The organism is Streptomyces sp. CA-243310 (assembly GCF_050936775.1).
GTDB lineage: Bacteria > Actinomycetota > Actinomycetes > Streptomycetales > Streptomycetaceae > Streptomyces.
This window is the reverse complement of sequence record NZ_JBNJMF010000002.1, coordinates 3,026,546-3,046,228: the sequence shown is the minus strand read 5'-3', so window position 1 is coordinate 3,046,228 and position 19,683 is coordinate 3,026,546. Positions and strand designations below refer to the sequence as shown.

General features: G+C 72.3%; 16 protein-coding genes. 12 read left to right on the top strand and 4 right to left on the bottom strand.

Translation table 11 applies throughout. The annotated features are described in order from the left end of the window. Positions 1–544: 544 nt before the first annotated feature. The 10 genes from ACQEVM_RS31250 (at position 545) to ACQEVM_RS31205 (ending at position 13,732) form a co-directional block, all read left to right on the top strand. Positions 545–1,855, top strand: a complete 1,311-nt coding sequence (locus ACQEVM_RS31250; protein WP_433085495.1) for a ubiquitin-like domain-containing protein — start codon at positions 545–547, stop codon at positions 1,853–1,855. Then, positions 1,852–2,754 (top strand): 16S rRNA (adenine(1518)-N(6)/adenine(1519)-N(6))-dimethyltransferase RsmA, encoded by a 903-nt coding sequence (rsmA, locus tag ACQEVM_RS31245; protein ID WP_433084542.1) that lies wholly within the window; start codon positions 1,852–1,854, stop codon positions 2,752–2,754. Before ACQEVM_RS31250 ends, rsmA begins: the two co-directional genes overlap by 4 nt. After that, on the top strand, positions 2,751–3,695 hold the full coding sequence (locus ACQEVM_RS31240) for a 4-(cytidine 5'-diphospho)-2-C-methyl-D-erythritol kinase (protein WP_433084540.1): 945 nt from the start codon (positions 2,751–2,753) through the stop codon (positions 3,693–3,695). Before rsmA ends, ACQEVM_RS31240 begins: the two co-directional genes overlap by 4 nt. 117 nt (positions 3,696–3,812) lie before the next feature. Then, positions 3,813–5,132: an acyltransferase family protein gene (locus ACQEVM_RS31235; RefSeq protein ID WP_433084538.1), complete on the top strand. Its 1,320-nt coding sequence runs from the start codon at positions 3,813–3,815 to the stop codon at positions 5,130–5,132. Between the two features lie 28 nt (positions 5,133–5,160). Beyond that, on the top strand, positions 5,161–6,957 hold the full coding sequence (locus ACQEVM_RS31230) for an ABC-F family ATP-binding cassette domain-containing protein (RefSeq protein ID WP_433084536.1): 1,797 nt from the start codon (positions 5,161–5,163) through the stop codon (positions 6,955–6,957). 162 nt (positions 6,958–7,119) lie between these two features. Further along, the gene (locus ACQEVM_RS31225; protein WP_433084534.1) at positions 7,120–8,757 is read left to right on the top strand and encodes a PQQ-binding-like beta-propeller repeat protein; all 1,638 of its coding nucleotides are present in this window, start codon (positions 7,120–7,122) and stop codon (positions 8,755–8,757) included. 53 nt (positions 8,758–8,810) lie between these two features. Then, complete coding sequence (locus ACQEVM_RS31220) at positions 8,811–10,535, top strand: PQQ-binding-like beta-propeller repeat protein (RefSeq protein WP_433084532.1); 1,725 nt, start codon at positions 8,811–8,813, stop codon at positions 10,533–10,535. A 129-nt stretch (positions 10,536–10,664) separates the two neighbouring features. Beyond that, positions 10,665–11,366 carry a response regulator transcription factor gene (locus tag ACQEVM_RS31215; protein ID WP_433084530.1) on the top strand — a complete coding sequence of 234 codons (702 nt, stop codon included), beginning with the start codon at positions 10,665–10,667 and terminating at the stop codon, positions 11,364–11,366. A gap of 95 nt (positions 11,367–11,461) precedes the next feature. Further along, positions 11,462–12,421, top strand: a complete 960-nt coding sequence (galE, locus tag ACQEVM_RS31210) for a UDP-glucose 4-epimerase GalE (RefSeq protein ID WP_433084528.1) — start codon at positions 11,462–11,464, stop codon at positions 12,419–12,421. Between the two features lie 537 nt (positions 12,422–12,958). Continuing rightward, a complete protein-coding gene (locus ACQEVM_RS31205; RefSeq protein WP_433084526.1) occupies positions 12,959–13,732 on the top strand; it encodes a LuxR C-terminal-related transcriptional regulator in 774 nt (257 codons plus the stop codon). Here the strand turns inward: ACQEVM_RS31205 and ACQEVM_RS31200 are convergent. After that, complete coding sequence (locus tag ACQEVM_RS31200; RefSeq protein WP_053679498.1) at positions 13,691–14,188, bottom strand: MarR family winged helix-turn-helix transcriptional regulator; 498 nt, start codon at positions 14,186–14,188, stop codon at positions 13,691–13,693. The genes ACQEVM_RS31205 and ACQEVM_RS31200 overlap by 42 nt on opposite strands. Before the next feature lie 175 nt (positions 14,189–14,363). On the opposite strand from ACQEVM_RS31200, the gene ACQEVM_RS31195 reads away from it, so the two are divergent. Further along, positions 14,364–15,221: a trans-aconitate 2-methyltransferase gene (locus ACQEVM_RS31195; protein ID WP_433084522.1), complete on the top strand. Its 858-nt coding sequence runs from the start codon at positions 14,364–14,366 to the stop codon at positions 15,219–15,221. 2 nt (positions 15,222–15,223) lie between these two features. After that, complete coding sequence (locus ACQEVM_RS31190; RefSeq protein WP_267796223.1) at positions 15,224–15,613, top strand: VOC family protein; 390 nt, start codon at positions 15,224–15,226, stop codon at positions 15,611–15,613. Between the two features lie 83 nt (positions 15,614–15,696). Here the strand turns inward: ACQEVM_RS31190 and ACQEVM_RS31185 are convergent, their stop codons facing one another. From ACQEVM_RS31185 to ACQEVM_RS31175, 3 genes are all read right to left on the bottom strand, one after another. After that, complete coding sequence (locus ACQEVM_RS31185; RefSeq protein WP_433084520.1) at positions 15,697–17,469, bottom strand: FG-GAP repeat domain-containing protein; 1,773 nt, start codon at positions 17,467–17,469, stop codon at positions 15,697–15,699. Between the two features lie 240 nt (positions 17,470–17,709). Further along, on the bottom strand, positions 17,710–18,384 hold the full coding sequence (locus tag ACQEVM_RS31180; RefSeq protein WP_433084518.1) for a TetR family transcriptional regulator: 675 nt from the start codon (positions 18,382–18,384) through the stop codon (positions 17,710–17,712). Further along, complete coding sequence (locus ACQEVM_RS31175) at positions 18,381–19,361, bottom strand: acyl-CoA desaturase (protein ID WP_433084516.1); 981 nt, start codon at positions 19,359–19,361, stop codon at positions 18,381–18,383. The genes ACQEVM_RS31180 and ACQEVM_RS31175 overlap by 4 nt, the downstream gene beginning before the upstream one ends. Between the last annotated feature and the right edge of the window lie 322 nt (positions 19,362–19,683).

Below are 19,683 nucleotides of genomic sequence, written 5' to 3'. Positions count from 1 at the left end.
GTGCGTGACGGTCGTTCCCGTTAGGGTGCCCTGCCCGAACCAGCGGGGCCGGACCAGTGGAGCGAGCGTCGTGAGCGATACCCAGGGCAGTCACCGCCGTGGCGGCGGTCCCGTCGGTCCCGTCCCGGAGGCGTACCCGGCGCCCCCGACCCCGGCCGGGGCGGTGCCGGAGTCCTGGGATCCGGGGCCGTCGGGGCCGCCGGGGGCCGCGCGCGTCACGGAACGAGATCCCGAACCGGTGTGGCCCGAGCCGGCGCGACGCGCGCCCGGCGCGGATCCCGGCCCCGCCGACGCGGTGGCCCGCCCGGACGCCGCCACCCTCCCCGCGGTGCCCGTGTCCGGTGTGCCCGCGCCGAGGGCCGCGCGCCGCCGCAACCCCCGCGAGCCCGGGTGGTCCCGGGGGTACGACCCGGGCGCCGACACGCTCCTGTCGCCCCACGGGCCGCCGGTCGAGGAGCCCGCCGGCCCGGGACGCCGACGCCGCCCGGACACCGGGCCCGGGCTCGCCCCGACGGGGTACACCGGAGCCCCGGGCACCCTGGGGATCCCGGCGGCCCCCGGCTCGGGGCGGCGCCGGGGAGCGGTCGCCGCCCCCGAGGCACCGGAGGAGCCGGCCGCCGGCCGCCGCAGGCGACCGCTCCCCACCACCGTCCCCACCGGCGCGGGAACGGTGGGACAGGGTCCGGCGGGTGCGGGCCCGACCCCCACGCTCGTGGAGTCCGCCCCCGCCCGGTCCCGGTCCCGCCGCTCCACCGGCACCGCGGCCGACACCTGGCGGCGGATCGTCCCGCAGGCGCTCGTCGTCGCCTTCCTCGCCGGCGGCACCACCGCGTTCGTCGCCGCAGACAAATCGGTTCGGCTCACCGTCGACGGAGTCCCGAGGTCCCTGCACACCTTCGCCGACGGGGTCGATGAACTCCTCGCCGCGGAAGGCCTCGGAGTCGGCCCCCACGACCTCGTCGCCCCGGCCCGCGGCAGCGCCCTCGACGACGGCGAGGACGTCGTCGTCCGCTACGGGCGACCCCTGCGCCTCACCCTCGACGGCCAACGCAGCCAGGTGTGGACCACCTCCCGCACCGTCGAGGGCGCGCTGCGCCGGCTCGGCATCCGCGTCGAGGGCGCCCACCTCTCCGCCCCCCGCACCACCCCCGTGCCGCGCAGCGGCCTCACCCTCGACGTCCGTACGGAACGCGGCGTCACCTTCCTGGCCGACGGCCGCGAGACCACCGTCCGCACCAACGCCGCCACCGTCCAGGAGGCCCTCGACGAGGCCGGCATCAGCCTGCACGGCCAGGACAGCACCTCCGTCCCGCCGACCGACTTCCCGCGCGACGGCCAGATCGTGACCGTCCTGCGCATCACCGGTACCCGCGAGGTCCGCGAGGAGCGCATCCCGTACGAGATCGAGTGGGTCAGGGACGACGACCTGTTCGCCGGCACCGAGGTCGTCGAACGGGTCGGCCGGCCCGGGACCCGCCGGGTCACCTACGGCCTGCGCACCGTCAACGGGGTCCGCCGGCCGCCCCGCCGGCTCGCCGACGAGATCGTCCGCGCACCCGTCAACCGGCTCGTGAAGGTCGGCACGAAGGTCCTGCCCGACTCCGTCGCCGGGGCCGACGGCCTCGACTGGGGGGCGCTGGCCCGGTGCGAGTCCGGCGGCCGGCCGGACGCCACCGACCCGTCGGGGACCTACGGAGGGCTGTACCAGTTCGACGTACGGACCTGGCAGGCCCTCGGCGGCAGCGGACGCCCGCAGGACGCGCCGGGGACGGAGCAGACGTACCGGGCCAAGAAGCTCTACGTGCAGCGGGGGGCGACTCCGTGGCCCCACTGCGGCCGTAGGCTTTACCGGTGAGCACCGCAGAGCAGCAGCCCGAGAGCACGACCCCCGACGCCCTTCTCGGCCCGGCCGACATCCGGGAGCTGGCCGCCGTACTCGGCGTCCGGCCGACGAAGCAGAAGGGTCAGAACTTCGTCATCGACGCCAACACGGTCCGTCGGATCGTCCGCACCGCCGAGGTGCGCCCCGACGACGTGGTCGTCGAGGTCGGCCCGGGCCTGGGCTCGCTGACGCTCGCGCTGCTGGAGGCCGCCGACCGGGTCGTCGCCGTCGAGATCGACGACATCCTGGCCGCCGCCCTGCCCGCCACCATCGAGGCACGGATGCCGGCCCGCAAGGACCGCTTCTCCCTCGTGCACTCCGACGCGATGCTCGTCACCGAGCTGCCCGGTCCGGCGCCGACCGCGCTCGTCGCGAACCTGCCCTACAACGTGGCGGTCCCGGTGCTGTTGACCATGCTCGACCGGTTCCCGACCATCGAGCGGACCCTCGTCATGGTGCAGGCGGAGGTCGCCGACCGGCTCGCCGCCGAGCCCGGCAACAAGGTGTACGGAGTGCCCTCCGTCAAGGCCAACTGGTACGCCCACGTCAAGCGCGCGGGCTCCATCGGCCGCAAGGTCTTCTGGCCCGCGCCGAACGTCGACTCCGGACTCGTCTCGCTGGTCCGGCGCGCCGAACCGATCAAGACGACCGCCTCCAAGGCCGAGGTCTTCGCCGTCGTGGACGCCGCCTTCGCGCAGCGCCGCAAGACCCTGCGCGCCGCGCTGGCCGGCTGGGCCGGCTCGGCGGCGGGCGCCGAGGCCGCCCTGGTCGCCGCCGGCATCTCCCCGCAGGCCCGCGGGGAGTCCCTGACGGTCGAGGAGTTCGCGGCCATCGCCGAGAACAAGCCCGCCGCGCAGAGGCCCGCACTGTGAGCGAGCACGCGACCGAGTACCCGGCCGCGCGGGCGACCGACTCCCCGGCCGGGCCCGTCACCGTACGGGTCCCCGCGAAGGTCAACGTCCAACTGGCGGTCGGCGCCGCCCGACCCGACGGCTTCCACGACCTCGCCAACGTCTTCCTGGCCGTGTCCCTGTACGACGAGGTCACCGCGACCCCGGCCGCCGGGACCAAGGTGACCTGCGAGGGACCCGACGCCGACCAGGTGCCCCTGGACCGCACCAACCTCGCCGCACGCGCCGCCGAGATCCTGGCCGGGCGGGCCGGGCTCTCCCCGGACGTGCACCTGCACATCGCGAAGAACATCCCCGTCGCGGGCGGCATGGCCGGCGGCAGCGCCGACGGCGCCGCCGCCCTGGTGGCCTGCGACGCCCTCTGGGGCCTGAACACCCCGATGACCGAACTCCTCGACATCTGCGCGGAACTCGGCAGCGACGTGCCGTTCAGCCTGGTCGGCGGCGCCGCGCTGGGCACCGGACGGGGCGAGATCCTCACCCCCGTCCCCGCCGGCACCTTCCACTGGGTCTTCGCCGTCGCGGACGGCGGACTCTCCACCCCGGCCGTCTTCCGGGAGTTCGACCGGCTCGCCGCAGGCCGCGACGTCCCCGCCCCCCAGGCGTCCCCGGCACTGCTGGCCGCCCTGGCCTCCGGCGACCCCGACGCCCTCGCCCCCACCCTGGTCAACGACCTCCAGCCCGCCGCCCTGTCACTGCGCCCGCAGCTCGCGTCCGTCCTCGCCGCCGGCACCGGGGCCGGGGCGCTCGCCGCGCTGGTCTCCGGCTCCGGGCCCACGACGGCGTTCCTGGTCCGCGACCCCGAGGCGGCGGTCGAGGTCGCCGCCGTCCTCGACGCCTCCGGGCTCTGCCGCGCCACCCGCGTGGCCTCCTCCCCGGCCCCCGGCGCGACCCTGCTCTGACCGGCCCCGCCCCGCCGGCGCGGCCGTTCCCCGGCCCCGGCGGCGGGGCGGTACCCAGACCGGACATGAGTACCCGCACTCTGTCGGGGCCCCCGTGCGGCGGGCGACCGTGGCCCCATGACAGTCACCGCAAGCGAAATGGCCGCGGCCACGCCCGCCACTCGGGACCGGTACGTCGACCTGTTGCGGGTCGCCTCGCTCGCGACCGTGGTCCTCGGGCACTGGCTGATGGCCGCCGTCGGCCCCGACGGCATGGGGAACCTGCTCGGGGTCGTGCCCGACCTCCAGCCGCTCACCTGGGCGTTCCAGGTGATGCCCGTGTTCTTCTTCGTCGGCGGCTTCTCGCACGCCCTCTCGTACCGCTCCCTCACCCGCACGACGGACGGCCCGGTCTACGCCTCCTTCCTGCGCGCCCGGCTCCAGCGGCTGCTGCGCCCCACCCTCGTCTTCGTCGGCGTGTGGACCGCCTGCGCCCTCGTCGTGCAACTCGCCGGCGCCGACCGGGGGCCGCTCGCCGGCGCCGCGCTGCGGCTGGTGACGCAACCGCTGTGGTTCATCGGGATCTACCTCGCCATGGTCGCCTTCACCCCGCCGTTGCTGAAGCTGCACGAGCGCCGCGGCTGGGCCGCCTTCGCCGGCCTCGCCGGCGCCGCCGCCCTCACCGACGTGCTGCGCTTCGCGCTCGGCGTCCCCTACGTCGAGTTCCTGAACTTCGCCTTCGTCTGGCTCGCCGTGCACCAGCTCGGCTTCCTGCGCGCCGACGGGCGACTCACCCGCCCCGCCGTCCTCGCCGCCGCCGGCCTCGCGGGAGCCGCGCTCCTCGTCGCGTACGGGCCGTACCCGCTCTCCATGGTCGGGATGCCCGGCGAGAAGGTGTCCAACATGGCTCCGCCCACCCTGGCCCTGCTCTGCCACGGCATGTGGCTGGTCGGCGCCGTGCAGCTCCTCGCCCGGCCCGCCGCCGCCTGGGTGGCCCGGCCCCGCGTCTGGCGGGGCGTCGTCGCCGCCAACGGGATCGCCATGACCGCCTTCCTCTGGCACCTCACCGCCATGCTGGCCGTGTACGCCGCCCAGATCGGCCTCGGCCTCACGCTCCCCGAGCCCGCCGGCGCCGCCTGGTGGGCGCAGGTCCCCGTCCGCCTGCTCCTCGCCGCCGCGCTGACCGGCGTGCTCGTCGCCGCCTTCCGACGCTTCGAGGCGCCCGTGCGCGGCGGCGCCCGCCCCGGATCCGGGCCCCGCGCCGCCCTGGGGATCACCCTCTGCCTCCTCGGGATCCTCGGCCTGTCGACGACCGGCCTCGGGGGGCTGCTGGAGGGCCACAGCGCCACCCTGATCGCCCTTCCGGTCACCGCGCCCGCCGCCATCGCGATGGCGCTCGGCGGGTGGCTCCTGGTGGAACGGTCCGCCTCCCCCCGGAGGGTTAGGCTGAGGGGCTGATCCACACCCCTTCCCTGGAGCGCGTCTGATGGCCGTCAATCTGGTCAATGTCGAGGCAGTCGGCAAGGTGTACGGAACCCGTGCCCTGCTCGACGGCATCTCCCTCGGCGTGTCCGAGGGGGACCGGATCGGTGTCGTCGGCCGCAACGGCGACGGCAAGACCACCCTCATCCGGATGCTCGCCAAGCTGGAGGAACCCGACACCGGTCGGGTCACCCAGAACGGCGGACTGCGCATGGGCGTCCTCACCCAGCACGACTCGCTGGACCCCTCGGCCACCGTCCGGCACGAGATCATCGGGGACATGGCCGACCACGAGTGGGCCGGCAACGCCAAGATCCGCGACGTGCTGACCGGCCTCTTCGGCGGCCTGGACCTGCCCGGCTTCGGCCAGGGCCTGGACACCGTCATCGGCCCGCTCTCCGGCGGCGAGCGCCGGCGCATCGCCCTCGCCCAACTGCTCATCGCGGACCAGGACCTCCTCGTACTCGACGAGCCCACCAACCACCTCGACGTCGAGGGCATCTCCTGGCTGGCCCGCCACCTCCAGGAACGCCGCTCCGCACTCGTCTGCGTCACCCACGACCGGTGGTTCCTCGACCAGGTCTGCACCCGCATGTGGGACGTGCAGCGCGGCGACGTCCACGAGTACGAGGGCGGCTACAGCGACTACGTCTTCGCCCGCGCGGAGCGCGACCGCATCGCCGCCACCGAGGAGTCCAAGCGGCAGAACCTGATGCGCAAGGAGCTGGCCTGGCTGCGCCGCGGCGCCCCCGCCCGCACCTCCAAGCCCCGCTACCGCATCGAGGCCGCCAACGAGCTCATCGCCGACGTGCCGCCGCCGCGCGACACCTCCGAGCTGATGAAGTTCGCCAACGCACGCCTCGGCAAGACCGTGTTCGACCTGGAGGACGTCACCGTCCAGGCCGGGCCCAAGACGCTGCTCAAGCACCTGACCTGGCACCTCGGCCCCGGCGACCGCGTCGGCCTGGTCGGCGTCAACGGCGCCGGCAAGACCTCCCTGCTGCGCGCCCTCGCCGAGGCCGCCCGCACCCAGGGCGAGACCCAGCCCGCCGCCGGCACCGTCACCGTAGGCAAGACCGTCAGGCTCGCCTACCTCTCCCAGGAGGTCGGCGAACTCGACCCGTCGCTGCGCGTCCTGGAGGCGGTCCAGCGGGTCCGCGACCGTGTCGACCTCGGCAAGGGCCGCGAGATGACGGCGGGACAGCTCTGCGAGCAGTTCGGCTTCACCAAGGAGAAGCAGTGGACGCCCGTCGGCGACCTGTCCGGCGGTGAGCGGCGCCGGCTGCAGATCCTGCGCCTGCTGATGGACGAGCCCAACGTCCTCTTCCTCGACGAGCCCACCAACGACCTCGACATCGAGACCCTGACGCAGCTGGAGGACCTCCTCGACGGCTGGCCCGGCTCGATGATCGTGATCTCCCACGACCGGTTCTTCATCGAGCGCACCACCGACACGGTGATGGCCCTGCTCGGGGACGCGAGCCTGCGCATGCTGCCGCGCGGCCTCGACGAGTACCTGGAGCGCCGGAAGCGGATGATCGACGCCGCGGCCCCGGCGCCCGCCCCGGCCGCCGCGAAGTCGACGGCCTCCGGCGATTCCCGCGCGGCCAAGAAGGAACTCCAGAAGATCGAGCGGCAGCTCAACAAGATGTCGGACCGCGAGTCGAACCTGCACGCGCAGATCGCCGAGAACTCCACCGACTACGACAAGGTCGCCAAGCTCGACGCCGAGCTGCGCGAACTCATCTCCGAGCGGGACGATTTGGAGATGCGCTGGTTGGAACTCGCCGAAGACGCGTGATCGTCGTCTTCCAGCCACGCCGACCGGCCCGATAACGGCCGAGTCACAGGCCGGTCCGCCCTTGGGAACAGGGGCCGGACCGGCCCGGCACAAGAACGGTGTCAGTGATAGAAAGGGCATCCTCCACCCTCCCTGACCTCCTGACGCCGAAGGTATGCGCTGATGACCGAGCCGCCCCAGCCGCCGAACCAGCCACCCACACCTTCCGGTTACGGACACCTCCCGGGCCCGCCGCAGCCCGGCTACGGGTTCCCGCCCCAAGGCGCGAACCCGTACGCCCAACAGCCGCCGACCGTCCCGCAGCAACAGGCGCACCCCGGCTACGGATACCCGCCGCCCATGCCGCCCGGCCCGCCGCCGGGCGGCCCCGCGGGCCCCGGCGGGCAGCGCCGGCAGAAGCTGCTGATCGTCATCGCGGCGTCCGTCGCGGGCGTGCTCGTCCTCGGCACCGGCGCCTGGTTCGTCTTCGGCAAGGGGGACGACGAGGCCGGGAAGCCCGTCGCGCAGGCCTCGACGCCCGCCGACGCCAAGCCCTCCGTCTCGGCCTCCGTGGACAAGGGCGACGGCAGCGGCAACGGCAGCGGTGACCAGGAGGACCTCAACGCCGGCCGCAAGCAGGGCGAGGACAAGGTCCTCTGGCTCAAGAACAGCAAGGTGGACGGACCCGGGGCCGGCGTCGCGGCGAACGGTCAGTGGATCGTCGGCGACACCGTCGTCAAGAGCGTGTGGAAGTCCCTCACGGGCTTCGCCGTCGCGGACGGCAAGGAGAAGTGGACGCTGTCCTTCCCCACCGAACTGTGCGGCGTCACCCCCGACACCACCACCGACGGCAAGACCGTCGTCATGTTCAAGGACGGCGAGTCGGACAGGTCCATCTGCAACCAGATGCGACTGGTCGACCTCAAGACGGGCAAGGCGGGGTGGACGAAGGCGGTGCCCAAGGAGGGCCTGTTCGACATCATGACCAGCCCCACCCTGTCGATCACCGGGGACACCGTCGGCGTCAACCGGTCCACCACCGCGAGCGCCTTCAAGGTCAGCACCGGCGACAAGCTCTTCGGCAGCGCCCAGGCCGAGGGATGCAAGCCCGGGAGCTACATCGCCGGCAACAACAGGATGATCGCCATCGCGACCTGTTACGACGACGACCACACCGTCGAGGTCCACGACGCCGACCCGGTCACCGGCAAGGCGACCTGGAACTACCGACTTCCCAAGAACCACGACGTGACCAGCGTCTACTCGCTGGACCCGCTCGTCCTCGACATCAGCGACAAGGACAAGAAGGAACGCGCCATCGTGGTCCTCGGACCCGACGGGAAGCAGCGCACCAGCGTCACCGGCGAGGGCAGTTTCGCCAACAAGTGCGGGGGCAGCCTCTTCGGATCCGTCGAGGTGTGCCGCGGCGCCGTGGTCGACTCCAACACCCTCTACCTGCCGACCACCCCGGCCGCCGGCACGGGCAACGAACTCGTCGCCTTCGACCTCGGCACCGGCAAGGTGAAGTGGCGCGCCCCGGCCGGCGAGAAGCGGACCCTCACCCCCGTGAAGGCCGTGAACGGACAACTGGTCGCCTACCGCGCCGCGGAGCAGGACAAGGGCGGCGAGATCCTCACCTATCCCGCCGGCGGCGGCGAACCCGCCGCGACCCTGCGCAACCCGTCCGGGCCCGCGTCCGCTGTCGAGAACTCCTTCTACAACCCGAGGATCGACTACGTCGACGGACGTCTGTACATCTCCGTGACCCGCCTGCTCGCCAAGGGCAAGGACGAGAAGCTCCTGATGGTCTTCGGCAAGTGAACGAACCCACCGAGCCGCCCACCGAGCCCCCCACCGAGAGGCAATGGCACCCCATGAGCACCCCGCCGCCCCCCAACCGGCCGCCGTCCGGCGGCTTCGGCGCCCCGCAGGACCCCCCGCCCGGCGGGTTCTCCACCCCGCCACTGCCGTCCACCCCGCCGCCGGTCCCGCAGCAGCCGCCCGGCGCGCCCTCGTACGGCTACCCGCAACAGCCGCCCGGCGCACCCGCGTACGGCTACCCGCAGCAGCCCGGCGCCGGCACTCCGCCGCCCGCCTTCGGCCACCCCACCGCCCCCATGTACGCGGCCTCCGTCCCGTCCGGCGGCGCCCCCGGCGGCAACCGTGACCAGCGCAACCAGCTGATGATCGTCGGTGCGGCCCTGCTCGCCATCGTCCTCATCATCGGCGGCGGCTTCTGGTACGTCTCCGGCGACGACGGCGGCTCCACGCCCACCGCGAAGGGCGACCCGACCGGGAGCCCGGGCGACGACAAGGCGGCGGTCGGCGCGGGCGGCAAGGAGAAGGCCCCCGGCAACCCCAAGTCCAAGGTGCTGCTGAACCTGCCGAGCCCGACGCCGACCGACACCGTCCAGGTCCCGGGTTCCTGGATCACCGACACCACGTACGTCAAGTCGGACATCGGCAAGATCGTCGGCTACAACCTCGTCGACGGCGGCAAGAAGTGGGAGGTGCCCCTTCCCGGGGAGATCTGCGCCGCCACCCACCACGTCAGCGACAACAAGTCGGCCATCCTCTTCCGGCCCACCCAGCCGACGGCGGAGAGCAAGTACCCGCCCTGCACCCAGGTCGGCGTCATCGACCTGAACGCGGGCAAGCTCCTGTGGTCCGGCAACGTCAAGGGCGCCACCTCCGGCGACAGGCCCGCCTCCTTCGACGAGGTCACCCTCAGCGGCCAGACCGTCGCCGCCGGCGGAACCAACGGCGGTGCGGCCTGGAACCTCGCCGACGGCAAGTCCCTGTGGACCCCCAAGGTCGACGCCGAAGGCTGCTACGACTACGGCTACGCGGGCGGCGAGGCCCTCGCCGTCATGCGCAAGTGCGGCAGCGGCGCCGAGCGGAACCTGATCGCCCAGGCCCTCGACCCGGCCACCGGTGCTCCCACCTCCTCGTACAAGCTCTCCGAGGGCATCGAGTGGGCTTCCATCGTGTCCACGAAGCCCCTGATCGTCGGCGCCGACGTCGGCAAGACCGCCAAGAACGCCACCGGCGTCAGCGACCTCTTCGTCATCGACCCCAAGGGAGAGCTGAAGGCCCGCATCCCGCTGAACTCCGGCAACTTCGCCGGCAAGTGCGGCAGCACCGAGGTCGAGAAGTGCACCGGCATGCTCGTCGGCAACGGCAAGCTCTACCTGCCCTCCTACGAGCACCAGGGCCAGTCCTCCTACGGCCGCACCAACGAGCTGCTCTCCTTCGACCTGGAGACCGGCAAGCAGACCAGCGACCGCGCCGACGCGGGTGAGAAGTACCAGCTCTACCCGCTGCGCATGGACGGGTCGAACGTCATCGCCTACAAGGAGCCCCCGTACGACAAGGGCGGCCAGATCGTCAGCATCGACGGCACGACGATGAAGGAAACCCTCCTCATGGAGAACCCGGCGGACAAGGAGACCCAGCGCGCCGAGACCGGTGACTTCTCGCCGGAGTTCTCCGAGTACCGCTACCACGACGGGAAGCTCTTCATCTCGCGCCGATCGGTGAGCAAGCCGCGCTCCGGCGGCGACCCGGACTACCTGTTCGTGTCCTTCAGCGCGAGCTGATCCCGCCACCGCGACACCCCGAAGCCCCCGGAAGGTCCGCCCTTCCGGGGGCTTCTGCGCGGTAACGAGGACGCCCCGTCGAACAAGCGTGTAGCTTGCCGGGGCAGAGGAGCGGGGGAGGGTGCCCTCATGGGCGTACGGGTCATGGTGGTCGACGAGCACCGGCTGCTGGCCGAGGCGCTCGCCTCGGCCCTGAAACTGCGCGGCCACCGGGTGCTCGCCGCGGCCGCGCCGGCCGTCGGCGCGGCCGAACTGGTCATCAACCGGTCCCCGGAGGTCTGTCTCTTCGGCACCGCGGTCCCCGCCGAGCCCGGGGTCTTCGAGCCCGTCGTCCGCATCAAGCGGGAGCGCCCCCAGATCGCCGTCGTGGTCCTCGGACCGGTGCCGAGCCCGCGCGGGATCGCCGCCGCCTTCGCCGCCGGCGCCTGCGGATACGTACGCCACGACGAGCGCATCGAGGGCGTGGAACGGGCCCTCGCCAAGGCGCGGGCGGGGGAGGTCGCGATCTCGCCGCAGCTGCTCCAGGGAGCGTTCGGGGAGTTGCTCAACCCCGCCGCCCAACCCGACGACGAGGGAAGCCGATTGCTGCGGCTGCTCACCCCCCGCGAGATCGAGGTGCTCGTCCGGGTCGCGGAGGGCGAGGACACCCGGCTCATCGCGGCGGGCATGGCCATCGCGCCGAGCACCGCCCGCACGCACGTGCAGCGGGTGCTGATGAAACTGGGCGTGGGCTCCCGGTTGGAGGCCGCCGCGCTGGCCGCCCGTACCGGCCTGCTGGACCGGGCGGTCCCACCGGTGCGATCCATCTCCCCGCCCTTCGAACGCGATTGAGGGACGGGCGGCGCTTTCCCCTGAGCGCTCGGATCGGGTAAGCCGGGGGGCGGCACGTGTTCCCGCGTGCCTTCCCGGCGAGAGGCGACAGACGAGTGAGCAAGTACCTGGTCACAGGTGGAGCCGGATACGTGGGCAGCGTCGTGGCCGCCCACCTGCTGGAGGCGGGCCACGAGGTCACGATCCTCGACAACCTGTCCACCGGCTTCGGAGAGGGCGTCCCGGCGGGCGCCACCCTGATCAACGGGCGGATCCAGGACGCCGCCGAGTACCTGGACCCGTCCTTCGACGCCGTCCTGCACTTCGCGGCCTCCTCACAGGTCGCGGAATCCGTCGCCGACCCCGGCAAGTACTGGGACAACAACGTGGGCGGCACCCTCGCCCTGATGACCGCGATGCGCGACGCCGGCGTGCGCAGGCTGGTCTTCTCCTCCACCGCCGCCACCTACGGCGAGCCGGTCGACGGCCCGCTGACCGAGGCCTCCCTGACGGCTCCCGGCAATCCGTACGGCGCCTCGAAGCTGGCCGTCGACCACATGATCGCGGGCGAGTGCGTCGCCCACGGCCTCGCCGCGGTCTCACTGCGCTACTTCAACGTGGCGGGCGCCTACCGGGGGCTCGGCGAGCGCCACGACCCCGAGACCCACCTGATCCCGCTGGTCCTCCAGGTCGCCCTCGGCGAACGCGAGTCGATCGCGGTGTACGGCGAGGACTACCCGACCCCCGACGGCACCTGCGTACGCGACTACATCCACGTCGCGGACCTGGCCGAGGCCCATCTCGCGGCCCTGCGCGTCGCCACCGAGGGCGAGCACCTGATCTGCAACCTCGGCAACGGCAAGGGGTTCTCCGTCCGCGAGGTCGTCGACACCGTCCGCCGGGTCACCGGCCGCGAGGTCCCCGCGGTCGTCGCCCCGCGCCGCCCGGGCGACCCGGCGGTCCTGGTGGCCTCGGCGCGCACGGCCCGCGAGCGGCTGGGGTGGACCCCGACCCGCTCGGACCTCACCAACATCGTCACGGACGCCTGGAACTTCGCCCGCGCGCAGCGTTCCTGACCGACGACGGGTGACGGGTGACGGGTGACGGGTGACGGGCGACCGGCGACGGGTGACCCGCGACCGGCACCGCTCCCGTCCGTCCGCGTGGTCCACGCCCCTCGCGCCTTCCCGGCGCGGGGGGCGTGCGCGCGTGCGGGCGGGCGCCGTGTACGGGCGCTCCGCGCGGGCGCCCGGCGTGCGCGAGCGGGGTGGAACGCACCCCGTGCAACTGCCCGTGGCACGAGCCCGTGTGGAAAGCCGATTCCGAAGCGACCCGATGGTCGAAAACAAGCCACGGCCGGAGCTGTTCTGGACGACCCCGCCGGAAAATCGCTCGAAAAACTTCTGCTATTCGGCCAACCGCGAGACCGTGCCGGCCCTACGCTGAGCGTGACGCCGGTGGGGGCCGGTGTTGATTCAGGGGTCGAGACAAGTCGGGTACGACGTCCGGTCTGGGTAGTGCAGAGATGTCTCGGCGGCGGCCGCGGCGACTGCGGATCACCCGGTCCGGGCGCCGTACCCGCCGTCGTCCGTTCCCCGACCCTTGGGGGTTTTGTGGTTCGTATCCGGGTTCTCGTGGTCGACGATCACCGCATCTTCGCCGAATCTCTCGCAGCCGCGCTCGCGGCCGAGCCCGACGTGGACGTGTCCGCGGCGGGCAGCGGTCCGGCCGCCTCGCGCTGCCTCGAACGCGCGGCGGCCGAGGGCCGTCGCTTCGACGTCCTGCTGGTGGACGCCGACCTCGGCGCCGCCGTCGGAGCCGTGCCCACGCAGCGCGAACCGGGCTCCGGTCCGCCCGCGCCCGGGCCCGGCGCGGACGGCATCGCACTCGTCGCGAACGTCCGGGTGGCCCACCCGGGGGTGCGCACGGTGGTCCTCGCCGAGCGCGACGACCCCCGCCGGGCCGCGCTGGCGCTCCAGGCCGGGGCCTCCGGCTGGGTGGCGAAGGACTGCTCGCTGTCGCGGCTGCTGGCCGTGATCCGAGGGGTGCTCCGCGAGGAGACGCACCTGCCGCCGGCGCTGCTGACCGGAGTGCTCCGTGAGCTGACGGCGGCCCGCAAGCACCGCACGGACAGCGAACGCCTGGTGGAGTCCCTCACACCGCGCGAGCACGAGGTGCTGCGCTGCATGGTCGCCGGGCTGGGTCGCAAGGACGTGGCCGCGCGGCTGTTCCTGTCCCCGCACACCGTCCGCACCCACATGCAGAACGTGCTGGGCAAACTGGGGGTGCACTCCACGCTGGCGGCGGTGGCCCTGGCCCGGCGGGCAGGCGTGCGACCGGCCGAACTAGCCGGGGATGTTGTCGAACGGAGCGGTCAACCGGCGTAGCAGTCCGGCGAGGTCACCGCGCTGGCCCTGGGAGAGCTGGGCGAGGATCGCCCGCTCCTGGGCCAGCAGGCCGGCGAGCGACTGGTCCGCGCGGTCACGCCCCTCGGCGGTGAGCCGGACCAGGACGCCGCGCCGGTCGTTGGGGTCGGGCAGTCGCTCGACGAGGCCCTTCTTGGCGAGCCGGTCGATGCGGTTGGTCATGGTGCCCGAGGTGACGAGGGTCTGCGTCAGGAGCTGGCCGGGGGAGAGCTGGTAGGGCGCGCCCGCGCGCCGCAACGAGGTCAGTACGTCGAACTCCCACGGCTCCAGGCCGTGCTCGGAGAAGGCGAGCCTGCGGGCGCGATCGAGGTGACGCGCGAGCCTGCTCACGCGACTCAGGACCTCAAGCGGTTCCACGTCGAGGTCAGGGCGCTCTCGCCGCCATGCCGCGACCAGTCGATCGACCTCGTCCTCCATGTCGATCAGTGTAAGGGGTCTGTCGATGTGAAGTCTCTTCAGTTCGAGAATCTCAAGCCTGGATATCTTGCAACCATGTCTCTTGACGTCAAGATATAAATGGGGTGACGATGGGAAGGGAGGGGCCGGAACCGCTTCCGCTTCCGATCGCCCCACCCAGCAGGGAGGCTCACCCATGCATTCCGACACCGCGCCGGCCCGGACCCCCGCCCCCGGCTCCCCCTCCGCACCGACCTGGGATCCCCGGCAGTACCTGCGCCACGCCGGGCACCGCGCCCGGCCCTTCCTGGACCTGCTGAACCGCATACCCGAGCTGCCCACCCGCCCGGCCCGGATCGCCGACCTGGGCTGTGGCCCCGGCAACGTCACCGCACTGATCGCCGAACGCTGGCCCGAAGCCCGGATCACCGGCTTCGACCTCTCCCCGGAGATGCTCCGCCGCGCCGGCGAGGAGTACGCCGGTCCCACCATCGGCGGCGGCCGGCTCGACTTCCGCCACGGCGACCTCGCGCACTGGCTCCCCGAGGAGACGTACGACCTGATCGTCTCCAACGCCGCCCTCCAGTGGGTGCCCGGCCACCCGGGCTCCTTCGGCCCCTGGATCAACGGACTACGGCCCGGTGGCACCCTCGCCTTCCAGGTCCCCGGCAACTTCACGGCCCCCAGCCACCGCCTCCTCGCCGAACTCTGCGACACCCCGCGCTGGCGCGACCGCCTCGCCGGCCACGGCGCGCACTACGTCCATCTGCTGGAACCCGCCGAATATCTCGCCCGATTGATCGAACTCGGCTGCTCCGCCGACGTCTGGGAGACCACCTACCATCAGCTGCTGACCGGGACCGATCCGGTGCTCGACTGGGTCAAGGGCACCGCCCTGCGCCCCGTGCTCACCCGGCTCGGCGAGGACCGGGCCGCCGTGGACCTGTTCCTCGACGAATACCGCGAGGCGCTGCGCGAGGCCTACCCGCCCGGCCCGCAGGGCACCGTCTTCCCGTTCCGCCGCATCTTCGCCGTCGCCCGCAAGGAGGCCTGACCGTGCTCACCGCCGTCGACCACGTCCAACTCGCCGCACCACCCGGCGCCGAAGACCTGCTCCGGGCGTACTACTCCGACGCCCTCGGCATGTCCGAACTGCCCAAACCGCCCGTTCTCGCCGGCCGGGGCGGCTGCTGGTTCGCCGCCGGCGCCGTACAGCTCCACCTGGGTGTCGAGGAGGACTTCCGGCCCGCCCGCAAGGCCCACCCGGGACTGCGGGTCACCGACATCGAGGCGTACGCGCGCCGCCTGCGCGAGCACGGGGCCGAGGTCGTCTGGGACGACGACCTGCCCGGATACCGCCGCTTCTTCTCGACCGACCCCGTCGGCAACCGGCTCGAGTTCCTGGAACCGCACCACCCGGAACCCTGCCTGGAGGCCGCGGGCTGACCGCACGCCGATCCGACACGACGGCGCCCCGCCACCGGAGACCGGTGGCGGGGCGCCGTCGTGCACGGGTGTGCGCGGAGAAATCAGAGGAGTTCCGCGTACGTGTTCCAGCCGCCACCGAGACTGGTGCGGCCCTTGAAGGTGTTCAGGCCCTTCTCGCCGGTCGCCGAGTAGACGTAGGCGACACCGGCGGAGTCCACGCCCACCAGGTCCGTGCGGCCGTCACCGGTGACGTCGCCGGCCGCGGTGAGCTTGCCGAGGCCGTTCCAGCCGCTGCTGCCGATCTTGACGCGGTCCCCGAAGGGGGCGGCGGCGGTGCCGGTGCCCGGGTAGGCCCACAGGGCGCCGTCGGTGCCGCGGGCCAGCAGGTCCGCGCGACCGTCGCCGGTCACGTCGCCCGCGCCGATCAGCTTGTTGTAGATGCCCCAGCCGGCGCCGAGCTTCACGCGGTTCCCGAAGCCCTGGCCGTTGCCGCCCTTGCCCGGGTACAGCCACAGCACGTTGGACTTGTCCCGGGCGAGGAGGTCGCCGTAGCCGTCGCCGGTGAGGTCACCGACGCCCGCGAAGGCGTTGTAGATGTTCCAGCCGCCGCCGAGCGGGTAATCGCCGTCGTACATGTCGCCCTCGACGCGGTACAGCAGGTCCGCGCGGGACGACGTGGTCAGCGAGGAGGTCAGCGTGATGTCGACCACGGACAGCGGCCAACCACCGTCGCTGGAGATCTGCTCGCGAGGGGCGAACGAACCGTCGCCGTAGGTGCCGTAGCCGAACAGCGTGCCGCCGGCGGTGCGGCCCCACAGCTCGGCCTTGCCGTGCGCGGGGATGCCGCCCTGGCCGGCGAACAGGGCGACGGACCGCCAGCCCTTGCCCAGGTCATGGGGGTTGACGAGCGCCCCGTTCGCGTCGGCGGCGTACAGCCGGCTCTGGCCGCTCACGGTGCGGGCCAGCACAAGACCCTGACCGTTGCTGTCGTTGAGCGGGACGAGCTGGTTGAAGCCGTTCCAGCCGGTTCCGGTCTGCACGCTGTCGCCGAAGGGCGCCGTAGCGGAGCCGGTGCCCTTGTAGAAGTACATGACGCCGGTCGCCGTGGTGGCCACGACGTCGGTCTTGCCGTCGCCGTTGTAGTCCACGCCACCGATGAGCTGGGAGAACGCGCCCCAGCCGGCGCCGAGCAGGACCCGGTTGCCGAAGGGGGTGTCGTAGCCGGCCTTGCCCGTGCCCGGGTACAGGTACAGCTGGCCGTCCTTGGTGCGGGCCAGCAGGTCGGCGTTGCCGTCGCCGGTGAGGTCGCCGGCGCCGAACACCTTGTTGTAGATGTTCCAGCCGCCACCGCTCCACATGGCACCGCTGGTGCCCGAGGTGGAGTACGCCTCGGCGAGGGAGAGACGGCCGGTGACCGTCAGGCGCAGCAGCTCGGGCCGGCCGTTGTGGTCGAGGTCGCCGACCGGGATGAGGTCCTTGAAGTCCTCGGCGGAGTCCGTCTTCGAGACGTCGAACGTGGTGTCCGCCTCATTGGATCCCGAGGCCTTGAGGTAGGTGGTGTGGTTCAACCCTCGGTAGAGGATGTCGTCGGCGCCGTCGCCGTCCACGTCGAACAGGTTCCACGCGGCGCCGGCGGCGGCGTTCGCGCCGGCTGCCAGACGCTGCTTCTGCTGCTTCTGCTGCTTCTGCTGCGGGGCGGCCTTCGCCTTGCCCGTCGGCAGGTGCCCGGCGACGCGGTCGTCGGCGGCGACCTTCGGGGTCGTGGTGACGGGCTTCGGCAGTTCTGCCGCCGAGGCCGCGGAGGCCATCAGCATGCCCGTGGCGAGGGCGGTGGCGGTGCAGGCCGCAATGCGACCGGAGCGCGTGATGCGCATGAAAGACAAGAGGTCTCCCTGTATGAAAGCAGGCGAAACCGGGTCGAATGTACCCGCGCGGAGGCGCGCTGAAGCGCGTCGCATCGCACGTGAGGTCTCATTCCCCCCCGGGAAGTAACCGAACAGTACAGCCGGGGAGCGCACGGCAGTAGCCATTTGAGGCGCTGTTTTGATCACGTTCAGAACGCACGGTGCCCGGGCACCGGGGCCCGGGCACCACCCGCCGCGCGGCGGGGTCGATCAGCTCTTGCGATGGCCCACCAGTCGGGGCTTCGCCTCCAGGTTCTCCAGTCCGTGCCAGGACAGGTTCACCAGGTGCGCCGCGACCTCGGCCTTCTTCGGCTGCCGCGTCTCCAGCCACCACTGCCCGGTCAGCGCCACCATGCCCACCAGGGCCTGCGCGTACAGCGGCGCCAGCTTCGGATCGAAGCCCCGGGCCTTGAACTCCAACCCGAGGATGTCCTCCACCTGCGTGGCGATGTCGCTGATCAACGACGCGAACGTGCCCGTCGACTGCGCCACCGGCGAGTCCCGGACCAGGATCCGGAAACCGTCCGTGTAGTTCTCGATGTAGTCCAGCAGCGCGAACGCCGCCTGCTCCAGCAGCTCCCGCGGATGCCCGGCGGTCAGCGCCCCCTGCACCCCGTCCAGCAACTGGCGCATCTCCCGGTCCACGACGACCGCGTACAGGCCCTCCTTGCCGCCGAAGTGCTCGTACACCACCGGCTTGGACACCCCGGCCTTCGCCGCGATCTCCTCCACCGAGGTGCCCTCGAAGCCCTTCTCGGCGAACAGCGCACGGCCGATGTCCAGCAGTTGCTGACGTCGTTCGGCGCCCGTCATCCGGACCCGGCGGCCACGCCGGGGCTTGTCACTGCTGGAACTGCTGCCGTCGATCGCCACGTCACCCATCATGCCGCGTTCGAGGACTTTTCCTTGCGCCGGGCGTCGATGCGCGCCTCGGACGGCCACCGCACGTCAGAGGCCCAGCCCAACTGCTCGAACCAGCGGATCAGCCGGGCGCTGGAGTCCACCTGGCCGCGCAGCACACCGTGTCGGGCCGAGGTCGGATCGGCGTGGTGCAGGTTGTGCCAGGACTCGCCGCACGAGAGCACCGCCAGCCACCACACGTTGCCGCTGCGGTCCCGCGACTTGAACGGACGCTTGCCCACCGCGTGGCAGATCGAGTTGATCGACCACGTCACGTGGTGCAGCAGTGCGACGCGCACCAGCGAGCCCCAGAAGAACGCCGTGAACGCGCCCCACCAGGACATCGTCACCAGACCGCCGACCAGCGGCGGCAGGGCCAGCGAGAACATGGTCCAGAAGACGAAGTCGCGCGAGATCCGCCGGATCGCCGGATCCTTGATCAGGTCGGGCGCGTACTTCTGCTGGTCGGTCTGCTCCTCGTCGAAGAGCCAGCCGATGTGCGCCCACCACAGGCCCTTCATCAGCGCCGGCAGCGTCTCCCCGAACCGCCACGGCGAATGCGGGTCGCCCTCGTGGTCGGAGAACTTGTGGTGCTTGCGGTGGTCGGCCACCCAGCGCACCAGCGGACCCTCCACCGCCATCGACCCCATGATCGCCAGTGCGATCCGCAGCGGTCGCTTCGCCTTGAAGGAACCGTGCGTGAAGTAGCGGTGGAACCCGATGGTGATGCCGTGGCAGGCCAGGAAGTACATGAACACCATCAGGCCGACGTCCAGCCAGCTCACCCCCCAGCCCCAGGCCAGCGGAATCGCCGCCAGCAGGGCCACGAAGGGGACGGTGATGAACAGCAGCAGGGCGATCTGCTCGACGGACCGCTTGTTCTCGCCGCCGAGCGTCGCCGACGGTTCGGACGTATCGGAGGGCGCGGACGCGTCCTCGATCAGATCGGGACTGATGGTCACAGTGATCCCCTGGGGGGTGAGGGAGACGGCAGGTGCCCTTACAGGGCACCCTACGGACCCGTAAGTTACGGCATCGTAAGTATGGCAAAGGTCCCGTGCGGGGCAAGAGGACCACGGGCCGCCGGTCGGGTGGGACAAACCGCCGCTACCGTCCGGTACGCACGGCTCTGCCGGGGCACCGGCACGGGACACCTATCCTGGTCACGTCGGACAGCGCGGTCCGCACGGGCAACCCGAGCTGCGCACCAGCGGGGACACCCCCGGACGAGATCCGGGAGGCGCCGCGGCGCACGGCAGGGAGCCCACCGCCCAGTAGCGCTCG